Here is a 17,831-nt window from a genome sequence, read left to right on the forward strand (position 1 = left end):
TTTCCAGGATACGGCGCGGGACCAATCCTCTGCTGAGGCGGTGCCGAATACTTCACGACCAGTCGTCGTGTACGGCCAGGTGGGGTGGTCAGCGCTGCTGACAGCCCGCCGGGCGCTGTTTGACGGAGCATCTCCAGTGACCGAATCACCGTCTCGCGCCGAAGAGGGCGATGCTCGTTCCGATGAGCGCCAAGGCGACTCCTACGGATTCCCCGCGGGGCTGTGGCGAGCGCTGGCGCGGCACCGTCCTCCCGGCTTCGGGCGCTCCCGCTTGTGGCGCAGCCCCCTGCGGGGGCCGTGGTTGACCTCGGCACTCGGGGTGGTGCTGCTGATCACGCTGCCGATCGTCACCGTAACGGGACTGTTGTCCTACATCGCTTACGCTCCCCAGTTCGGGCAGGCCATCCCGGCCGAGGTCGGCTGGCTACGCCTGCCGCCGTTCACCTGGCCGACCCGGCCCGCGTGGTTGTATCAGGCGAACCAGGGCCTGCACGTCGTCCTCGGTCTCGTGCTGGTCCCCGTGGTGCTGGCCAAGCTGTGGTCGGTCGTGCCGAAACTGTCCTCCTGGCCACCGGTGCGCTCACCGGCCCAGCTGCTGGAGCGGCTGTCGCTGTTGTTGCTGGTCGGCGGAGTGCTCTTCGAGATCGTCACCGGTGTCCTCAACATCCAGTACGACTACGTGTTCGGCTTCAGCTTCTACGCGGCGCACTACTTCGGTGCGTGGGTGTTCATCGGTGGCTTCGTCGCGCACGTGACCGTCAAGCTGCCCCGGGTGGTGACCGCGCTGCGCTCCCGCTCACTGCGTGCCGAGCTGCGTACTCCCCGCGAGCGGACGCGTCCGGAACCACCGGACGAGGACGGTCTGGTCGCGGCGGAGCCCGCGGAGCCGACGCTCAGCCGTCGCGCGGCGCTCGGTCTCGTGGGCGGGGGGTCGCTGCTGGTGGCCGTGCTGACCGCGGGGCAGGTCGTCGGCGGTTTCACGCGTCGTTTCGCGCTGCTGCTGCCGAGGGGGCGTTCCCAGGGTGCGGGGCCGAACGGATTCCAGGTCAATCGCACCTTCGAGGCCTCGCTGATCGATCCGCGCGAGACCGGGCCCGGCTGGCGGCTCGTCCTGTCCGGCGGGCCACGGCCGGTCAAGCTGGACCGGGCGAGCCTGCTGGCGATGCCACAGCACACCGCGACCCTGCCGATCGCGTGCGTGGAGGGGTGGGCGACCACCCAGACCTGGACGGGGGTGCGGCTGCGGGACCTGGCGGAGTCGGCGGGAGTCCCCGATCCGGCTTCGGCGCTGGTGGCGTCCCTGGAAACCGCGGGGGCCTTCGACCGGGCCACCTTGCAGGCCAACCAGGTCCTCGATCCCGCCGCATTGCTGGCGCTGCGGGTCAACGGCGCCGAGCTGGCCCTCGACCACGGTTATCCGGCTCGCGTCATCGTCCCCGCGCTACCGGGGGTGCACAACACCAAGTGGGTCCGTTCGATCGAGTTCCGGAGTCGTTGATGCGAGTGTTGCGGAGAGCGCGGCGGCTTTACGGGGCGAGTCCGTCGCACCTGTTCGTGCTGGCGGCCTGCTTCGCGCTCGTCGTTTACGCGGTGAGTCACCTCGTCGAGAACCCGAGCTTCACCCGGATGGTGAGTTGGTTCGTCGTCGCCGTCATCGCTCACGATCTGGTGCTGTTCCCCGGCTACGCTCTCGGGGACCGACTTCTCACCGCAGGCTCGACGGTGCTGCGCCGCGTCCGGTGGCGGTTGCCGTTCTCACCGGTCAACCACCTCCGGGTGCCGATACTGGGCTCCGGGCTGCTGTTGCTGCTGTTCTTCCCGGGCATCATCGAGCAGGGCTCGGTCTGGTACCGGGCGGCGACCGGGCAGACGCAGGAGCCGTTCTCCCAACGCTGGTTACTGATCACCGCGGTGATGTTCGGTGCCAGCGCCCTCGTCTACGCGCTGCGCGTGGGGATCGCGTACTGGCCGGAGACGAAGGCGGGACTGGCGCGACTGAAGAAGAAGATCGGGGCCGCGCTCGGTCGACGCGACCCCGGTCGGGAGTGAGCGACCGTGCGGATCGGCGGGCGCACCCACCGGTCCTGCACGGCCGGTCCGTGTGCTCTACGAATCACCGGGCCAGGAGGTTGCTGGCTTCCTGGGAGGCGGTGCCGGCCTGAACGAGGTGCTGCAGGTTCTCCGACAGCGGCATACCGCGGTGTTCGGTCGCCTTGGCGAACAGGCGCCCGGCGCGGTAACTGGAGCGCACCAGGGGGCCGGCCATCACGCCGGGAAAGCCCAGCGCCTCGGCGGTCTTGGTGTGCTCGACGAACTCCTCCGGCTTGACCCAGCGGTCCACGGGGTGGTGCCGGGGGCTGGGCCGCAGGTACTGGGTGATGGTGATGATGTCGCAGCCGGCATCGCGCAGGTCGCGCAGTGCGGGCTCGACCTCCTCCGGTGTCTCGCCCATCCCCAGGATGAGGTTGGACTTGGTCACCAGCCCGTCGTTGCGGGCCTCGGTGATCACTTGCAGTGAGCGGTCGTAGCGGAAGGCCGGACGCATGGTCTTGAACATGCGCGGCACGGTCTCCACGTTGTGGGCCAGCACTTCCGGTCGGGAGGAGAAGACCTCGGCGAGCTGGTCCGGTTCGGCGTTGAAGTCGGGGATGAGCAGTTCCACACCGGTGCCCGGGTTGAGCTCGTGGATCTGACGCACGGTCTCGGCGTACAGCCACGCACCCCCGTCGTCCAGGTCGTCACGGGCCACCCCGGTCACCGTGGAGTAGCGCAATCCCATGGCCTGGACCGAATCGGCGACCTTGCGGGGTTCGGCGGTGTCGAGCTCGGCGGGTTTGCCGGTGTCGATCTGGCAGAAGTCGCACCGGCGGGTGCACTGATCTCCGCCGATGAGGAAGGTGGCCTCGCGGTCCTCCCAGCACTCGAAGATGTTGGGACAGCCGGCCTCCTCGCAAACGGTGTTCAGCCCTTCCCGTTTGACCAGGCTTTTCAGCTCCTGATACTCAGGTCCCATCCGAGCACGGGTCTTGATCCACGACGGCTTCTTCTCGATCGGTGTCTGACTGTTGCGGACCTCCAGCCGCAACAGCTTCCGACCCTCAGGCGTCACAGTCACGGCAACAGGTTACGCCGTGTACCCCCGTTGTTCGAAACCACCGACGGTTCACACCGGTTCGGGTCGCACCCCGGTGAGTTCCGAGGTGACCTTCCACAGCTGTGCCGCCGTGCGCTCTTCGGTGGCCGCGCGGTGCATCTTGGCCCGTTTCGGGCGGCCGCGCATCTCCCCGAATCCACTCGGCCCGAAGTAGTCGCCACCTCGAACACCGGGCGCGGTGGCGGCGCAGAGCTGGGGCAGCGCGCCCTGGTCGGTGGGTTGGCTGATGAGTTTGTTGATCGCTCCGGCCGTGCTGGTGACCGCGGCGGGAAGCGAGCGTGCGCGCACGGAGTTCGTCGCCAGCTCGGTCTCGGTCATCCCGGGATGAGCGGCCACGCTGATCACTTTCAGGTTCGAGTGCCGCACCCTGCGGTCCAGCTCGAGCATGAACAGCAGGTTGGCGAGCTTGGACTGCGAGTAACCCCGGAAGGGGGTGTAGTGGCGGCTCCGGAAGTTCGGATCCTCGGTGTCGAGGTGACAGCCGTGGTGGGCGAGGCTGGACAGGGTCACCACGCGAGAGCCGGGCCTGCTGCGCAGGGCCGGCATGAGCAACCAGGTCAGCGCGGCGTGACCGAGATGGTTGGTGCCGATCTGGAGCTCGAAGCCGTCCCCGGTCCACTGCTTCGGCGGCGCCATCACGCCGGCGTTGTTCATGAGCACGTCGAGAGAGTCCTCGCTGCGTTCGCGCACGTCCTCGGCGGCCTTACGCACCGATCCGAGGTCGGCGAGGTCCAACTCGACCAGTTCCGGTTCGACGTCGGCCTCGGCGCGGACCCGCGCGAGCGCGTCCCGGCCGCGTTCGGCGCTGCGGCAGGCCAGCAGTACCCGGGCGCCCCTGGTGGCCAGGGCACGAGCGCTGTGCAGTCCCAGGCCGGAGTTGGCTCCGGTGATCAGCACGGTCCGCCCGTGCTGGTCGGGGATGTCGGCTTCCGTCCAAGCGGTCATACTCCCTATGTACCCGTGCTCTGCCCGCGGTGAAAAATGTCGCCCTCCGGGGATCGAGCACTCGGCGTGGAGATCGAGAAACGCGTCTGACTAAGGGATCGCCTCGCCGACGAGGCGGAGGACTCGACTCGCAGCCGTCCTCGGGCCGCGGCTAGCCTCGGGAGCCGTGAGCGAGGCATTCAAACTCAGGGTTTTCACCGAGCCCCAGCAAGGGGCGACCTACGACGACCTGCTGCGCGTGGCGCGTACCGCCGAATCGGCCGGTTACGATGCTTTCTTCCGGTCGGACCACTTCCTGAAGATGGGCGGGGGCTCCGGTGAGCCCGGCCCCACCGACGCCTGGTTGACCCTGGCCGGGCTGGCCCGGGAGACGAGTCGGATCCGACTGGGCACGCTGATGAGCGCGGGTACGTTCCGGTTGCCCGGACCGCTGGCCGTCTCGGTGGCCCAGGCCGACCAGATGTCCGGCGGACGCGTGGAGTTCGGCATCGGCAGTGGCTGGTACGAGGAGGAGCACACCGCCTACGGCATTCCGTTCCCTCCGCTGCGGGAGCGCTTCGACCGCTACGCCGAGCAGTTGGAGATCATCACCGGTCTGTGGGCAACGCCGCGGGGCGAGACCTTCGACTACGACGGCACCTACTACCGGCTCGCCGACTCGCCGGCGTTGCCGAAACCCGTGCAGAGTCCGCGTCCACCGGTCCTGGTCGGCGGAGCGGGCAAGAAGCGGACTCCGATGCTGGCCGCGCGCTACGCCGACGAGTTCAATCTGCCCTTCGTCGACGTGGACACCGCCGCCACGCAGTTCGGCCGCGTGGAACAGGCGTGCGCGGAGATCGGGCGCGAGCCTTCGGAGATCGTCCGTTCCGCGGCACTGGTGTTGTGCGTCGGCGAGGACGATGCCCAGGTCGAAAGCCGGGCGGCGGCCATCGGTCGCGATCCCGACGAGCTCAGGACCAACGGTCTCGCCGGTAGTCCGGCCCAGGTCGTCGACACCATCGGGTACTGGCGGCGGCGCACCGGGCTGAATCGGCTGTATCTCCAGGTGCTGGACCTGTCCGACCTCGACCACCTCGAACTGGTGGCTTCCAAGGTCATGCCGCAGCTGAGCTGAAGCCCCTCCGATGGTCTCGGTGCGAAGGGTGGGCGCGTCGTTTCGGCGCTCTCGCCGCCACGACGACGCGCTCACTCAGCGCAGGCTGGGGTCCAGGGCCAGGGTCACGCCCGCGGCGTCCGGGGTCTCCTGACGGGCGATGTCGCGCTCCTCCACCGGCAGGGTGCCCTCCACGGCGTCGAGGACGCCCTGCTGGACCAGCGGCATCACCTCGGACACCGGAACGTCCCTGCCGAGCTCCTGCGACAGCGAGGTGACCCCGGCGTCACTGATCCCGCACGGCACGATCCGATCGAACTCGACCATGTCCGAGTCGCAGTTGAGCTCGAGCCCGTGCATGGTGACGCCGCGCTGCACGCGGATGCCGATCGCGGCGATCTTGCGCTCCGGGCGGTGCTCGTCGGCGGGCAGCCATACGCCGCTGCGGCCCTCGACCCGGCCGGTGCGGATGCCGAACCGGTCACAGACCCGGATCAGGGCCTGCTCGAGGCGGCGAACGTAGTCCACCACGTCGACCGGGTCGGACAGCTGCAGGATCGGGTAGCCCACGAGCTGTCCCGGACCGTGCCAGGTGATCTTTCCACCGCGGTCGACGTCGATGACGGGAGTTCCGTCCTGAGGCCGGTCCTCGGGCTCGGTGCGCTTGCCCGCGGTGTAGACCGAGGGGTGCTCCAACAGCAGCAGGCTGTCGCCGCCGGAACCGGCCGCACGTTCGGCGGCCAGTTGCCGTTGCAGGTCCCACGCGGCCAAGTAGTCGATCGTGCCCAGGTCGCGTACCTCGACTGGATCGGTCGAGGCGCGGCAAGAGATATTCGTGCGACTCACTCGCGCCAGGTTACGCCGAAGCGGTCAGGACGCGACAGCCGCCGCGAGTGCCGCGTGCACCGAGGGGTGGTCGAAGGTGAAGTCGTGCTGCTCGAGGACGCGCGGCAGCGCACGTTGCCCGACCAGGGCTCCCTCGTCGGCGAACTCTCCCAGCACCGTCCGGAGGACGAAGCTCGGCACGACCCAGGGGGCGGGTCTGCCCACGGCGTCGGCGAGTGCTCGCGTGAACTCCGCGTTCGTGACGGGGTTCGGCCCGGTGAGGTTGACGGGACCGGACACGTCGGGGTTCTCCAGCACGAACCGGATGGCGGACACCTCGTCGTCCAGCGAGATCCACGGCATGTACTGGGCGCCACTGCCCAGCCGGCCGCCGAGCAGGCACGAGAACAGCGGTTTGAGCCGGCCGAGCAGTCCCCCGGCGGGGGAGAGCACGAGGCCGGTTCGCAGGAGTGCGATCCGCGCCCCTGCGGCGGGCCTGGTCGCTTCCTCCCACTGGCGGCACAGGTCGGCTAGGAATCCCGCTCCCGGCTCGGAGGACTCCGTGATCACCCGGTCACCGGTGTCGCCGTAGTAGCCCACGGCCGAGGCGTTGGCCAGGACGGGGACACCCCGCTCGGCCACGGCGGCCGCCAACAGCGCGGTCGGTCGGACCCGTGAGTCCAGCAGCGCTTTCTTGCGCTCGGCCGACCAGCGGCGTTGCCCCAGGTCGGCGCCGCAGAGGTTGACCACGGCGTCGGCCCCCTCCAGCACGGTGCTGTCGAGCCTGCCCGCGTCGGGGTCCCACTCGCGCTCGTCCGGAGCTCCGGGTTCGTGGCGCACGAGGCGGATCACCTCGTGCCGGGAGTGCCGGAGCGCTGGCACGAGATGGGTACCGATCAGTCCCGAGGATCCGGCGATGACCACACGCATGTGTCGATCATCGCGCAGCGAGCGCCGCGGCGCGACCACCCGATGGACGTAAAAGGGGCCCGGTCACCGTTCGTGGTGGCCGGGCCCCTCGACGCGGAGCGGTCACACTCCCAGGTCGGCTTCGAAGGCTCCTTCTTCGAGGCGCTGCTTGAGGGTGTTGAGGAACCGGGCGGCGTCGGCACCGTCGACCAGGCGGTGGTCGTAGGACAGTGCCAGGTACACCATGGAGCGGATCGCGATGGTGTCCCCACCGGCTTCGTCGGACACCACCACGGGGCGCTTGACGACCGTGCCGGTGCCCAGCATCCCCACCTGGGGCGGGTTCAGGATCGGCGTGTCGAACAGGGCGCCCCTGCTGCCGGTGTTGGTCAGCGTGAAGGTGCCACCGCTGAGCTCGTCCGGCTTGACCTTGCTGTCGCGGGTGCGCTCGGCCACGTCGGCGATCTTGCGCGCCAGCCCGCCGAGGTTGAGGTCACCGGCGTCGTGGACGACGGGGCTGAGCAGGCCCTTATCGGTGTCGACGGCGATCGACAGGTGCTCGGCACCGTGGTAGGTGATCTCCTTGGCTTCCTCGTCGACCGAGGCGTTGAGCTTCGGGTGCAGCTTGAGGGCCTCGACCGTGGCCTTGGCGAAGAAGGGCAGGAAGGACAGCTTCACGCCCTCGGAGGCCTCGAAGCCACGCTTGGCGCGGTCCCGCAGCCGGGCGATCTTGGTCACGTCGACCTCGATGACCGTGGTCAACTGCGCCGCCGTCTGCAGCGAGTCCACCATGCGCTGGGCGAGGACCTGCCGCAGCCGCGACATCTTCTGCGTGGTGCCGCGCAGGGCCTTGGCCTCTTCCGAAGGCTCCTGCTGCGCGATGGCGGGGCCGGTTTGCGCGGTGGATTCCTCGCTCGGAGCCGTCGGCGCGGACGGCGCGGCACCACGCTCGCGGCCGGCGTTGATCGCCGCCTGCACATCCTGCTTGCGGATGCGGCCACCGACACCGCTGCCGCTCAGCGTGTTCAGATCGATGCCGTGCTCGTTGGCGAGCTTGCGCACCAACGGAGTGACGTACGGCCCGCTCGTGCTCGGCGTCTGTGCCGTGCCGGTTTGGTCCGCACCGGTCGGTTGGGGCTCCGGCTCCGGTTGCTGGGGCTGGGCCGGTTGCTGGGGCTGTGCCGGTTGCGCGGGCTGTGCCGGTTGCGCGGGCTGGGCCGGTTGCGCGGGCTGGGCCTGGGGCTCCGACTGCGCCGGTTGTGCCGGCTCCGCCTGAGGTTCCGCCTGCGGCTGCGGTGCCGGTTCGGGCGCGGAGGCCGGTGCCGCGGCCTGTTCACCGACGACGGCGAGCTTCGAGCCGACCTCGACGGTGTCGTCCTCGTTGGCCGAGACCTCCAGCAGGGTTCCCGCGGCGGGGGAGGGGATCTCGGTGTCGACCTTGTCGGTGGAGACTTCCAGCAGGGGTTCGTCGACTTCGACGGTGTCTCCGACTTGCTTGAGCCACCGGGTGATCGTGCCCTCGCTGACGCTCTCGCCGAGTGCCGGCATCTGGACGTCGGTGCCCTGCGCCGAACCCGCGGGTGCCGCCTGAGCGGGAGCGGGTTGGGCGGGAGCGGATTCCTGTTGGGGAGGCTGCGCGGATTCCTGCGGAGCGGCCTGCTGGGCGGGCTGCTGGGCGGGTTCGGGCTCGGCCGCCGGTTGCTGCTGGGCCGGTTCGCCCTCGGAGCTGTCACCGATCACGGCGAGCTCACCGCCGATCTCGACGGTGTCGTCCTCGTTGGCGACGATGTTCTGCAGCACTCCGGCGGTGGGGGAGGGGATCTCGGTGTCGACCTTGTCGGTGGAGACTTCCAGCAGGGGTTCGTCGACTTCGACGGTGTCTCCGACTTGCTTGAGCCACCGGGTGACTGTGCCCTCGCTGACGCTCTCGCCGAGTGCCGGCATCTGGACGGAGAAGGCCATCTCTTGCTGACTCCTCGTACTTCGTGTGCTGTCTGCCCGTGCTGACCGTCAGCCGTGCACGTGCAGTGGCTTGCCGGCCAGGGCGAGATGTGCCTCGCCGAGAGCCTCTGTCTGGGTCGGGTGGGCGTGGATCAGTGGTGCGACGTCCTCCGGCAGCGCCTCCCAGTTGTAGATCAGCTGGCCCTCGCCGATGAGTTCGCCGACCCGCTCTCCGATGAGGTGCATGCCCAGGACCGGACCGTCGGTGGCCCGGACCACCTTGACCGCTCCCGCTGTCTTGAGGATCTGGCTCTTGCCGTTGCCCGCCAGGTCGTAGGTGAAGGTCTCCACCTGGTCGTACTGCTCCTTGGCCGCGCTCTCGGTCAGCCCCACCGAGGCCACCTCGGGCTGGCAGTAGGTCACCCGCGGGATGCCGGCCTCGTCGATGACCGGCGGGTTGAGCCCGGCGATGTCCTCGGCGATGAAGATGCCCTGCTGGAAACCGCGGTGCGCCAGTTGCAGACCGGGAACGATGTCGCCGACCGCGTAGACCCCGTCCAGGTTGGTGCGGAGTCGCTCGTCGGTACGCACGAAGCCGCGCTCCATGGTCAGCCCGGCCTCCTCGTAACCGAGGGCGGCCGTGTTCGCGCCGCGGCCGACCGCGACCAGCAGCAGGTCGGCGTCGAGCTGCTCACCGTTTTCCAGGCTGACCGTCACGCCGGAGTCGCTCTGCTCGGCACCGGTGAACTTCACACCGGTGGAGAACTTGATGCCGCGCTTGCGGAAGGCGCGCTCCAGCTGCTTGGAGAGGTACTCGTCCTCGTTGGGGACCAGGTGCGGCAGGGCCTCGACGACGTGGACCTCGGCGCCGAACGAGCGCCACACGCTGGCGAACTCGACACCGATGACGCCGCCACCCAGCACCACGACCTTGTTCGGCACGAAGTCCAGGTTGAGCGCTTCCTCGCTGGCGATGATGCGCCCACCGAGCTCGAGGCCCGGTAGTGTCTTGGAGTAGGAACCCGTGGCCAGCACCACCTTGGAACCGGTGTAGCGCGTGCCGTCCACCTCGACGGTCTTGGAGTCGACGAGTGTGCCCGCACCTTCGACGTAGGTGACCTGATGCGCCTTGACCAAGCCCTGCAGGCCCTTGTGCAGGCGTTTGACGATGTTGTCCTTGTAAGAGTTGACACCGTCGATGTCGATGCCCTCCAGCGAGGCCTTCACCCCGACCTGCTCGCCGTCACGGGCGGCGTCGGCGACCTCGGCCGAGTGCAGCAGGGCCTTGGTGGGGATACATCCTCGGTGCAGACAGGTCCCACCGAGCTTGTCCTTTTCGATCAGGACGACGGACAGGCCCAGCTCTGCTGCGCGGAAAGCGCAGGCGTAGCCGCCCGAGCCGCCGCCGAGAATGACTAGATCGGCGGACGTGTCGGTCACTTCGCACTCCTCGACAGGCATCGTTGGCTCAACTCGTTGGCGGTGTTGTCCGGCCTCGGTTCGTCCGATCCTGGGCAGCACCTGGGAGCCATCTTGTCACCACAGGATGCCCTGACGCGATGTGGGCTGTGGATATTCCACGGTCGAGTAGGGGACAGATCACAGTCGACGCACGCCGTGCGAACGGTTTTCGCTCATCGTGGGCTCGTGTGCCGCTCGGGCTGGCAGGATTAAGAGAAAGGAGGCGAATACGTTGGGTTTGTTCGATCGTCTGCGGCGCCGTCGGCGGAGCGGAGGAAGGCGGCGGACCGATTCCGGTGACCTCGAACACCTGCGGGCGTGGGCCGAGCAGCGACGCGGAGTGGAGGCCTATCTCGAGCCTCCCACGCCGATGATCGATACGACCCTGGTGCTGATCGCCCACGACGGTGAGTGGACACGTCGCCGGGTGGCCGGCCCCGATGCCGCCCACCGCTTCGCGAGCAAGCTGGGAATCCCGTTCTACGAGGTCACCAAGCTCGGCTATCCGCAACGGATGCGCGACTACCAGGCCAGGCAGCGCGTGCGGCGCAAGCGCGAACGACGCCGGATGCTGGAGGAGTGACGGTCCCGTCCGCCGTCAGTGCGCGACCCGGATCGACGGCTCGCGACGCACCGGGAAGTTCACGGACTTGGCGACGTAGCACAGCTCGTGCGCCCGTTGATGCAGCGCTTCGGCCGTGGCGACGCTGGGGTGATCGGGGACGGTGACCTCGGGACGCAGGACGACGCCCGCGAACTGGCCGGTGCCGTCCGCGTTCTCGGTCAGGGTGCCCTCGGCGCGGTCGTGATAGCCGAGCACGACCACTCCCGTGTCCGCGGCCAGGTGCAGGTACCACAGCATGTGGCACTGGGACAGTGACGCCACCAGCAGCTCCTCCGGGTTGTAGCGATCGTCGTCGCCGCGGAAGGCGGGGTCGGCGGAACCGTCGATGGTGTCCTTGTTCGCGGCACGGATCTCGTGCGTGCGCCGGTAACTGCGGTAGTTGTTGGTTCCCTGGCCGGTGTTTCCGGTCCAGACCACGTCGATCCGGTAACTGTGCGGACCGTCCGGCGTGGTCGTCTCGGACGGTTGTCGCGGCGTGGATTCCGTCACAGCGCCATCTTGGCATTCGCGCACGGATCGGTGTGCGTCTTTCCGGCGGTTGACAAGCCGCAAAGACGCACACCCGCTCAGCCACCTACGCGAGGTGCCGGCCTCCCGGGACTCCCCGTCGGCACCGCCGCGCGGGCCGATCCGTGGCCCGTCCTCAGCCGTTCTCGGCGATGTCGGCCAGTGCCGCCGCCATGGTGCGGACCGGCACGCCGGTCCCGCCCTTGGGGGTGTAGCCCCAGGGCGAGTTGCTGTTGAACGACGGACCCGCGATGTCGATGTGGGCCCACGGCACGTCCTCGGTGACGAACTCGCGCAGGAAGTGGCCGGCCACGAGCATGCCGCCCCACCGGTGCCCGGTCACGTTCGCCAGATCCGCCAGCCGCGAGTCGAGATCGGCGCGCAGTTCCTCCGGCAGCGGCATCGCCCAACCGGACTCACCGACGGCCCGGGACAGCGCGGTGACCCGATCGCGGAACTCGTCGCTGCCCATCACACCCGGTGTGCGCTTGCCCAGCGAGACGAGTTGGGCGCCGGTCAGCGTCGAGGTCTCGATCAGGTAGTCGGGCTCGTCCTCGCAGGCGCGCGCGATGCCGTCGGCCAGGATCAACCGGCCCTCGGCGTCGGTGTTGAGCACCTCGACGGTCTTGCCGCCGTACATGTTCAGCACGTCACCGGGGCGGTAGGCCGTGCCGGAGGGCATGTTCTCGGCCATGGGAACGGTCGCGGTGATCTCCACCGGGTAGTTGAGCTTGCTCGCCAACACCATCGTGGCCACCACGGCGGCGGCACCGGACATGTCGGAGGTCATCTCGTCCATGCCCGCGGCGGGCTTCAGCGAGATCCCGCCGGTGTCGAAGGTGATGCCCTTGCCGACCAGGGCGACCTTCTTGGCGCCCTTGCCCCCCTTGTGCCGCAGACGCACCAGCCGCGGCGGGCGGGAGGAACCCTCGCCGACCCCGAGAATGCCGCCGTAACCGTGCTTGCGCAGGTCGTCGGCATCCAGGACGTCGACCTCCAGCCCGGCCGAACGGCCGAGCTCGCTCGCGCGTTCGGCGAAGGCGGCTGGGAACAGGTCGTTCGGCGGAGTGTTGATCAAGTCGCGGGCGGTGTTGACCGCTTCGGCGATGACCGTGGAGCCCTTGAGCGTGGAGCGGCTCCCCTCGTCCTTCGCGTCGTCCACCAGCAGATCGACCCTGGCCACCGGGCCGTCGCCGGGATCGGCCTTGTAGCGGGTGAACGCGTAGGCACCCATGACCGTGCCCTGCACGGCCGCCGACAGATCGATCGTCGCGAGTGTGGTCGCCGCGTGGGAGAAGCCCGTCAGCGCGCGGGCGGCCACACCCGAAGCCCTGCGCACCGCCTCGCCCGAGATCCCGTCCTGGTCGGGCTTGCCCAGACCGACCGCGACCAGGACGTCGGCGCGCAGCGATCCGCCCGCGGCGAGCTTGACGACGTCCTCGGCCTTGCCGGTCGCGCCGAGCGAGGACAGCGTCTTGGTCAGGTCTCCGTCGAAGGCGGTGGCGACCTGCTCGGCCCCCGGTGCGAGTTCGGGGCCGTCCGCTCCCTGCACCGTGCCGACGACGAGGGCCTCGACGGTCAGCTTGGACACTGCGCTGTCGGTGAGTGCGAGTTTGGGGGTGGTCACGTGCGCATCCTCCTGGGCCGTACCTCGCGCCGACGGTTGGCGTCGACGCATGCCGTTGGTCGATCCTTCACCGCACTTTAGAACGCCCACCGCCACCGTCGCCGAGCAGGAGTCGCCCGACGTCACTCGACGGGTGCCGCTCGGCACCGTCGGCGCCGGTGCGAAGGTGGTCGTGTGGCGCGAGAGGTGGGATTACCGCGGCGAGTCGCGGAGGCGTCGAGTGCGACGCCGTTGGCACTGGGCGGAATGCTGGGAGCGGGGGTGTTCCTCGGTCCGGCCCCGGCCGCACGACTCGCCGGGGCATGGCTGTTGTCGGGGATTCCGATCGCCGCGCTGACGGCCGTATGCTGTGCTCTGGCCGTGATGCACCAGGGCGGCATCCATCGCGGGCCGGGAGCGGTTTACACCGGTATCCGCTCCACGATGGGGCTCGTCCCGGGGCGGATCGCGGCAGGCACGTCCTTGGCGGGTCACGTCGCGGCCCTGGCCGCCGTGGCGGGCGCCGTGGGGCGTTATCTGCCGAGCCCGGACACGGCCACGGCGGTCGTGGCGGTCCTGCTCACCGTGCTCGCCTCGACCGCGGGTCTGCGCATCCGGGGTGGTGCGGCCTGGTTGTGGCTGGTGCTGACGCTGGCCGTGGTGGCAGTGGTGGTCGCGGCGTGCCTGAGTATCGCCCCCGTGACCAGCGGAGGGGCCCGAAGTCACGATCTGCTGGGCGTCGGGGGAGCCGCGGGAACGATGTTCTTCTGCTTCCTCGGCTTCGAACGCCTGGCGGCTCCCGCCGAGGAGCGCGACGGGCACGGCGGCAGGGCGCTGCGGCTCGGTCTCGGCGTGTCACTCACCGCCGTTCTCGTCGTTTCCGCGTTGGTGGGAGTGGCCTTGCTGCGTCAACTGGGGGCGGCGCGGCTCGCGCTGTCCCCGGTACCGCTGACCGACGCCCTCCGGGCCGCGGCGGCACCGGGACTGACATCACTGGTCGGAGTCGGTGCCGCCCTGGCACTGCTGCCGGTGCTGCTCGGTGTGCTGGAGTCGTTGCGTTCCACGGCGCGGGCCGTGGTCGCCGACGGCGACCTTCCCGCCGCGCTGGGCCGTACGGGTGGTCGTGGCACGCCGCACCTGCTCGACCTTGCGGCCGGACTGGTCGCCGCAGGACTATCGGTGGCGGTCGAGCCGGCACAAGCGATCGTGCTCGCGGCGTGTTGTCTCCTCGCGCACTACGCGTTCGCCAATGCGGGAACGCGGATCCTCTTGTTGCGGGGGAGCAAGTGGATGAGGCGCACGGCATGTCTGGGCATGGGGTTGTCGGTGGTGTTGGCGATGAGTATGCCGCTCCCCGCCGTGCTCGGGACCCTGCTAGTCGTGGTGGTGGCCCCAGCGCTGATGGGGGCGGCGTCCGGACGCTGGAGGTGACGGCGGTGAGTGTTGAGGACACGACGACGTGGCAGCCGGGTGACGAGCTGCTCTACCGCTTTCGAAGAATGGACGGATCACTCGGCAACGTGCACCCGGCCAGAGTGGTCGACCACAGCCGCGGACGGTTGCTGTGCTGGGTCCTGGAGGGAACGAGCATCCGGGTCACCACCTCGCCGGACGGGTACGCACCCCGGGAACTCCCGTTGCGCGAGCGGTTCGCGGGCCCCCGGGTTCCCGCGCTATCGACCTGGCACGGTCGCTCCACGCTCCGGTTGCTCTTCGAGCGCGAGTGGTACTCGGTCTGGTGGTTCTTCGCCGACGACGGCACCTTTCGCAACTGGTACGTCAACCTGGAGATCCCGCTGGGGCGGGACGCCACGGGCATCGACCGGGCGGACGGGGTGCTCGACGTGGTGGTGTTCCCGGACCTGACCTGGCAGTGGAAGGACGAGGACGAGGTCGACGCGGCGATCGAGGCGGGGCGCTTCGACCGCGGACAGATCCGGCTGCTGCGGCGCGCCGGCGAGGAAGCGATCGCCCTGGCCGAGGCGGGCCGGTTCCCCTTCGACGGCAGCCACTGCGGCGCCCGACCGGATCCCGACTGGCCGTTGCCCGAACTACCTCCCGAGCTGGTCGCCACGACTTCCGGTGCGGCGACTTCGGCGGTCAGCGTAAGCGGGAAACTCGGATGACCAAGTACTGACGAGCCGGTTTCCACTGCTCGAAGGGTCACGATACGGTACGACCATGAGTCAAGCCCTGTCGTTTTCCCGGAGCACCAACCCACGACCGGCCTCGGAACAGCGCCGAGCCGAAGTACTGGCCGATCCGGGATTCGGCAAGTATTTCACCGACCACATGGCCACGGTCCGGTGGAACACCGAGCAGGGCTGGCACGATGCTCGCATCGAGCCGTACCACTCGATCGAGCTCGACCCCGCCACCACCGTGCTGCACTACGGCCAGGCCATCTTCGAGGGGCTCAAGGCCTACCAGCAGCCGGACGGGTCGGTGGCCTCGTTCCGGCCGGAGGCCAACGCCGAGCGCTTCCGCCACTCGGCGTGGCGGCTGGCCATGCCGGAGCTGCCCGACGAGGTGTTCCTGGATTCCCTGCGCGAACTGGTCGCCCTCGACCGGCAGTGGGTCCCGGAGCAGGGGGAGAGCTCGTTGTACCTGCGCCCCTTCATGATCTCGACCGAGTCCAGCCTCGGCGTGAACCGGCCTGCCGGGTCGTACCTCTACACGCTGATCGCCTCGCCCGCCGGTTCGTACTTCACCGGTGGGATCAAGCCGGTGACGGTGTGGCTCAGCCACGAGTACGTGCGCGCCAGCCCCGGTGGTACGGGCGCCGCCAAGTTCGCGGGCAACTACGCCGCGTCGTTCCTGGCCCAGGCCGAGGCCGCGGAACAGGGCTGTGACCAGGTCGTGTGGCTGGATGCCGTGGAGCGCCGTGCCGTCGAGGAAATGGGCGGGATGAACCTGTTCTTCGTGTTCGGTTCCGGGGCAGACGCGCGTCTGGTGACTCCGGAGCTGTCCGGCAGCCTGCTGCCGGGGATCACGCGGTCCTCGCTGCTGCGGCTGGGCGAGGAGCTCGGTCTGCGGGTCGAGGAGCGGCGGGTCACCACCGACGAGTGGGAGAAGAAGGCCGCCTCCGGCGAACTGACCGAGGTGTTCGCGTGCGGGACCGCGGCGGTGATCACCCCGGTCGGCCACGTCAAGCACGGCGAGGGCGAGTTCACCATCGGCGACGGTCGGCCCGGTGAGCTGACCATGCGGTTGCGCGAGAAGCTGACCGGCATCCAGCAGGGCGCGCTCCCCGACACCAACGGTTGGATGACCGCGCTCGCCTGAGCCGGTCGGCGGCGTGGCGTCGCTTTCGAGCGGAAACCGTCGGGGCGATGAGCTAGTTTCCTGTGAGACTCGACTCACACGGGAGGTAGCCATGTCCTCGACGGTGGTGCTCGCCATCGGCACGCGGAAGGGGCTGTGGTTGGCCACCCGCCGCGACGGTCGCGGCGGGTGGGACGTCACCGGCCCCCACCTGCCCATGACCGAGGTGTACGCCGTGGCCGTCGACACCCGGGCGCGCCCGCGTGTGCTGGTCGGCAGCGAGAACCCGCATTTCGGTCCCACGGTGGTCAGCAGTGACGATCTCGGTACTAGTTGGCGGGAACCCGATCACGCGCCGATCGCCTTTCCCCCCGACACCGGGACCGCGCTGAGCAGGGTCTGGCAGCTTGCTCCGGGACCTCCCGACGAGCCCGACCTCGTCTACGCGGGCGTCGAACCGTCCGCGTTGTTCCGTTCCGAGGACGGTGGCCGTACCTACGAACTGGTGCGCGGTTTGTGGAACCACCCCCACCGCGAACAGTGGATGCCGGGCGGCGGGGGACTGGCGCTGCACACGGTGCTCCCCCATCCGCGCGATCGGGATCGTGCCGTGGTGGCGACCTCCACGGGAGGCGTCTACCGCACCGGTGACGGCGGAGCGAGCTGGCAGGCCGGAAACAAGGGCATCCGCACCCCGTTCATGCCGGAGGAGTACCCGGAGTTCGGGCAGTGCGTGCACAAGGTCGCACGGCATCCCGCGGAACCGGAACGATTCTTCCTCCAGCACCACGGCGGGGTCTATCGCAGTGACGACGGGGCGAGTAGCTGGCATCCCATCGAGAACGGTCTGCCCAGCGACTTCGGCTTTCCGATCGCCACGCACGCGCACCGCCCGGACGTCGTCTACGGGTTCCCGCTGGTCGCGGATCAGCGCCGGTTCCCCCCGGAGGGGCGTTGCCGGGTGTATCGCAGCGAGGACGCGGGCGAGTCGTGGCACCCCTTGTCCGCGGGGTTGCCCTCGGAGGGGTTCTGGTCGGGCGTGATGCGGGACGCGCTGTGCGTGGACGACTCCGAACCCGGTGGCGTGTACTTCGGATCGCGTTCCGGGGAGGTCTACGCCAGCGCCGACGAGGGTGACAGCTGGGAGCGCGTGGTCCAGCACCTGCCGGACGTCCTGTCCCTGCGCGCGGCCACGGTGTAGGGGGTGACGGTGCTTGTCACGGTGTTCCTACCGCAGATGCTGCGGGTGAACGCGGCGGGAGCGGCACGCCTCGAGGTCGAGCTGGACGGTGACCCCACCCTCGGCGGCTTGCTCGACGAGATCGGTGACCGGCACCCCGCGCTCGAACGTCGTCTGCGCGACGAGACGGGGGCCTTGCGGCGCTACATCAACTTCTACCTCGACGGGCAGGAGTGCCGCTCGCTCGACGGCTCGGCGACCGTCCTGGTCGAGGGGACCGAGGTGCGGGTGATCCCCTCCGTCGCGGGCGGGTGACAGCGG

17 protein-coding genes are annotated in these 17,831 nt (G+C 69.4%); 9 read left to right on the plus strand and 8 right to left on the minus strand.

Going from position 1 to position 17,831, the window contains the following annotated elements:
• Nucleotides 1-136: 136 nt before the first annotated feature.
• Nucleotides 137-1,498 (plus strand): molybdopterin-dependent oxidoreductase, encoded by a 1,362-nt coding sequence (locus tag FHX42_RS14185; RefSeq protein ID WP_182544875.1) that lies wholly within the window; start codon nucleotides 137-139, stop codon nucleotides 1,496-1,498.
• Nucleotides 1,498-2,049 (plus strand): hypothetical protein, encoded by a 552-nt coding sequence (locus FHX42_RS14190; protein ID WP_220480368.1) that lies wholly within the window; start codon nucleotides 1,498-1,500, stop codon nucleotides 2,047-2,049. Before FHX42_RS14185 ends, FHX42_RS14190 begins: the two co-directional genes overlap by 1 nt.
• 64 nt (nucleotides 2,050-2,113) lie before the next feature.
• On the opposite strand, the gene lipA is transcribed toward FHX42_RS14190, so the two are convergent.
• Nucleotides 2,114-3,115 carry a lipoyl synthase gene (lipA, locus tag FHX42_RS14195; RefSeq protein ID WP_182544876.1) on the minus strand — a complete coding sequence of 334 codons (1,002 nt, stop codon included), beginning with the start codon at nucleotides 3,113-3,115 and terminating at the stop codon, nucleotides 2,114-2,116.
• 48 nt (nucleotides 3,116-3,163) lie between these two features.
• Nucleotides 3,164-4,099, minus strand: coding sequence for an oxidoreductase (locus FHX42_RS14200; protein WP_182544877.1), 936 nt, complete (start codon nucleotides 4,097-4,099; stop codon nucleotides 3,164-3,166).
• 166 nt (nucleotides 4,100-4,265) lie between these two features.
• Here FHX42_RS14200 and FHX42_RS14205 point away from each other — a divergent pair, with 166 nt between their 5' ends.
• Nucleotides 4,266-5,213, plus strand: coding sequence for an LLM class F420-dependent oxidoreductase (locus tag FHX42_RS14205; protein WP_182544878.1), 948 nt, complete (start codon nucleotides 4,266-4,268; stop codon nucleotides 5,211-5,213).
• 75 nt (nucleotides 5,214-5,288) lie between these two features.
• Here FHX42_RS14205 and lipB read toward each other — a convergent pair whose 3' ends face one another.
• The 4 genes from lipB to lpdA form a co-directional block, all read right to left on the minus strand.
• Nucleotides 5,289-6,038, minus strand: a complete 750-nt coding sequence (lipB, locus tag FHX42_RS14210) for a lipoyl(octanoyl) transferase LipB (RefSeq protein WP_182544879.1) — start codon at nucleotides 6,036-6,038, stop codon at nucleotides 5,289-5,291.
• A 24-nt stretch (nucleotides 6,039-6,062) separates the two neighbouring features.
• On the minus strand, nucleotides 6,063-6,947 hold the full coding sequence (locus FHX42_RS14215) for a TIGR01777 family oxidoreductase (protein ID WP_182544880.1): 885 nt from the start codon (nucleotides 6,945-6,947) through the stop codon (nucleotides 6,063-6,065).
• Nucleotides 6,948-7,049: 102 nt separating this feature from the next.
• A complete protein-coding gene (sucB, locus tag FHX42_RS14220; RefSeq protein ID WP_182544881.1) occupies nucleotides 7,050-8,888 on the minus strand; it encodes a 2-oxoglutarate dehydrogenase, E2 component, dihydrolipoamide succinyltransferase in 1,839 nt (612 codons plus the stop codon).
• A 48-nt stretch (nucleotides 8,889-8,936) separates the two neighbouring features.
• Nucleotides 8,937-10,307, minus strand: a complete 1,371-nt coding sequence (gene lpdA / locus FHX42_RS14225; protein ID WP_182544882.1) for a dihydrolipoyl dehydrogenase — start codon at nucleotides 10,305-10,307, stop codon at nucleotides 8,937-8,939.
• A gap of 253 nt (nucleotides 10,308-10,560) precedes the next feature.
• Between lpdA and FHX42_RS14230 the strand changes: the two genes are divergently transcribed.
• Nucleotides 10,561-10,911: an oxidoreductase gene (locus FHX42_RS14230; RefSeq protein WP_182544883.1), complete on the plus strand. Its 351-nt coding sequence runs from the start codon at nucleotides 10,561-10,563 to the stop codon at nucleotides 10,909-10,911.
• A 15-nt stretch (nucleotides 10,912-10,926) separates the two neighbouring features.
• On the opposite strand, the gene FHX42_RS14235 is transcribed toward FHX42_RS14230, so the two are convergent.
• Both FHX42_RS14235 and FHX42_RS14240 read right to left on the minus strand, forming a co-directional pair.
• Nucleotides 10,927-11,442 carry an OsmC family protein gene (locus FHX42_RS14235; protein ID WP_182544884.1) on the minus strand — a complete coding sequence of 172 codons (516 nt, stop codon included), beginning with the start codon at nucleotides 11,440-11,442 and terminating at the stop codon, nucleotides 10,927-10,929.
• Nucleotides 11,443-11,596: 154 nt separating this feature from the next.
• On the minus strand, nucleotides 11,597-13,087 hold the full coding sequence (locus FHX42_RS14240) for a leucyl aminopeptidase (protein ID WP_182544885.1): 1,491 nt from the start codon (nucleotides 13,085-13,087) through the stop codon (nucleotides 11,597-11,599).
• Nucleotides 13,088-13,261: 174 nt separating this feature from the next.
• On the opposite strand from FHX42_RS14240, the gene FHX42_RS14245 reads away from it, so the two are divergent.
• The 5 genes from FHX42_RS14245 to FHX42_RS14265 all read left to right on the plus strand — a co-directional run bounded on the left by FHX42_RS14245 (nucleotide 13,262) and on the right by FHX42_RS14265 (nucleotide 17,825).
• Nucleotides 13,262-14,497 carry an APC family permease gene (locus FHX42_RS14245; RefSeq protein WP_182544886.1) on the plus strand — a complete coding sequence of 412 codons (1,236 nt, stop codon included), beginning with the start codon at nucleotides 13,262-13,264 and terminating at the stop codon, nucleotides 14,495-14,497.
• A 5-nt stretch (nucleotides 14,498-14,502) separates the two neighbouring features.
• Nucleotides 14,503-15,192: a DUF402 domain-containing protein gene (locus FHX42_RS14250; protein ID WP_328796125.1), complete on the plus strand. Its 690-nt coding sequence runs from the start codon at nucleotides 14,503-14,505 to the stop codon at nucleotides 15,190-15,192.
• A gap of 55 nt (nucleotides 15,193-15,247) precedes the next feature.
• Nucleotides 15,248-16,351 (plus strand): branched-chain amino acid aminotransferase, encoded by a 1,104-nt coding sequence (locus FHX42_RS14255; RefSeq protein WP_182544887.1) that lies wholly within the window; start codon nucleotides 15,248-15,250, stop codon nucleotides 16,349-16,351.
• Nucleotides 16,352-16,442: 91 nt separating this feature from the next.
• Nucleotides 16,443-17,531 carry a WD40/YVTN/BNR-like repeat-containing protein gene (locus FHX42_RS14260; protein ID WP_182544888.1) on the plus strand — a complete coding sequence of 363 codons (1,089 nt, stop codon included), beginning with the start codon at nucleotides 16,443-16,445 and terminating at the stop codon, nucleotides 17,529-17,531.
• 3 nt (nucleotides 17,532-17,534) lie between these two features.
• Nucleotides 17,535-17,825 (plus strand): MoaD/ThiS family protein, encoded by a 291-nt coding sequence (locus FHX42_RS14265; protein WP_328796127.1) that lies wholly within the window; start codon nucleotides 17,535-17,537, stop codon nucleotides 17,823-17,825.
• Nucleotides 17,826-17,831: the final 6 nt, after the last annotated feature.

Source organism: Halosaccharopolyspora lacisalsi, from assembly GCF_014137975.1.
GTDB classification, from domain to species: Bacteria; Actinomycetota; Actinomycetes; order Mycobacteriales; family Pseudonocardiaceae; genus Halosaccharopolyspora; species Halosaccharopolyspora lacisalsi.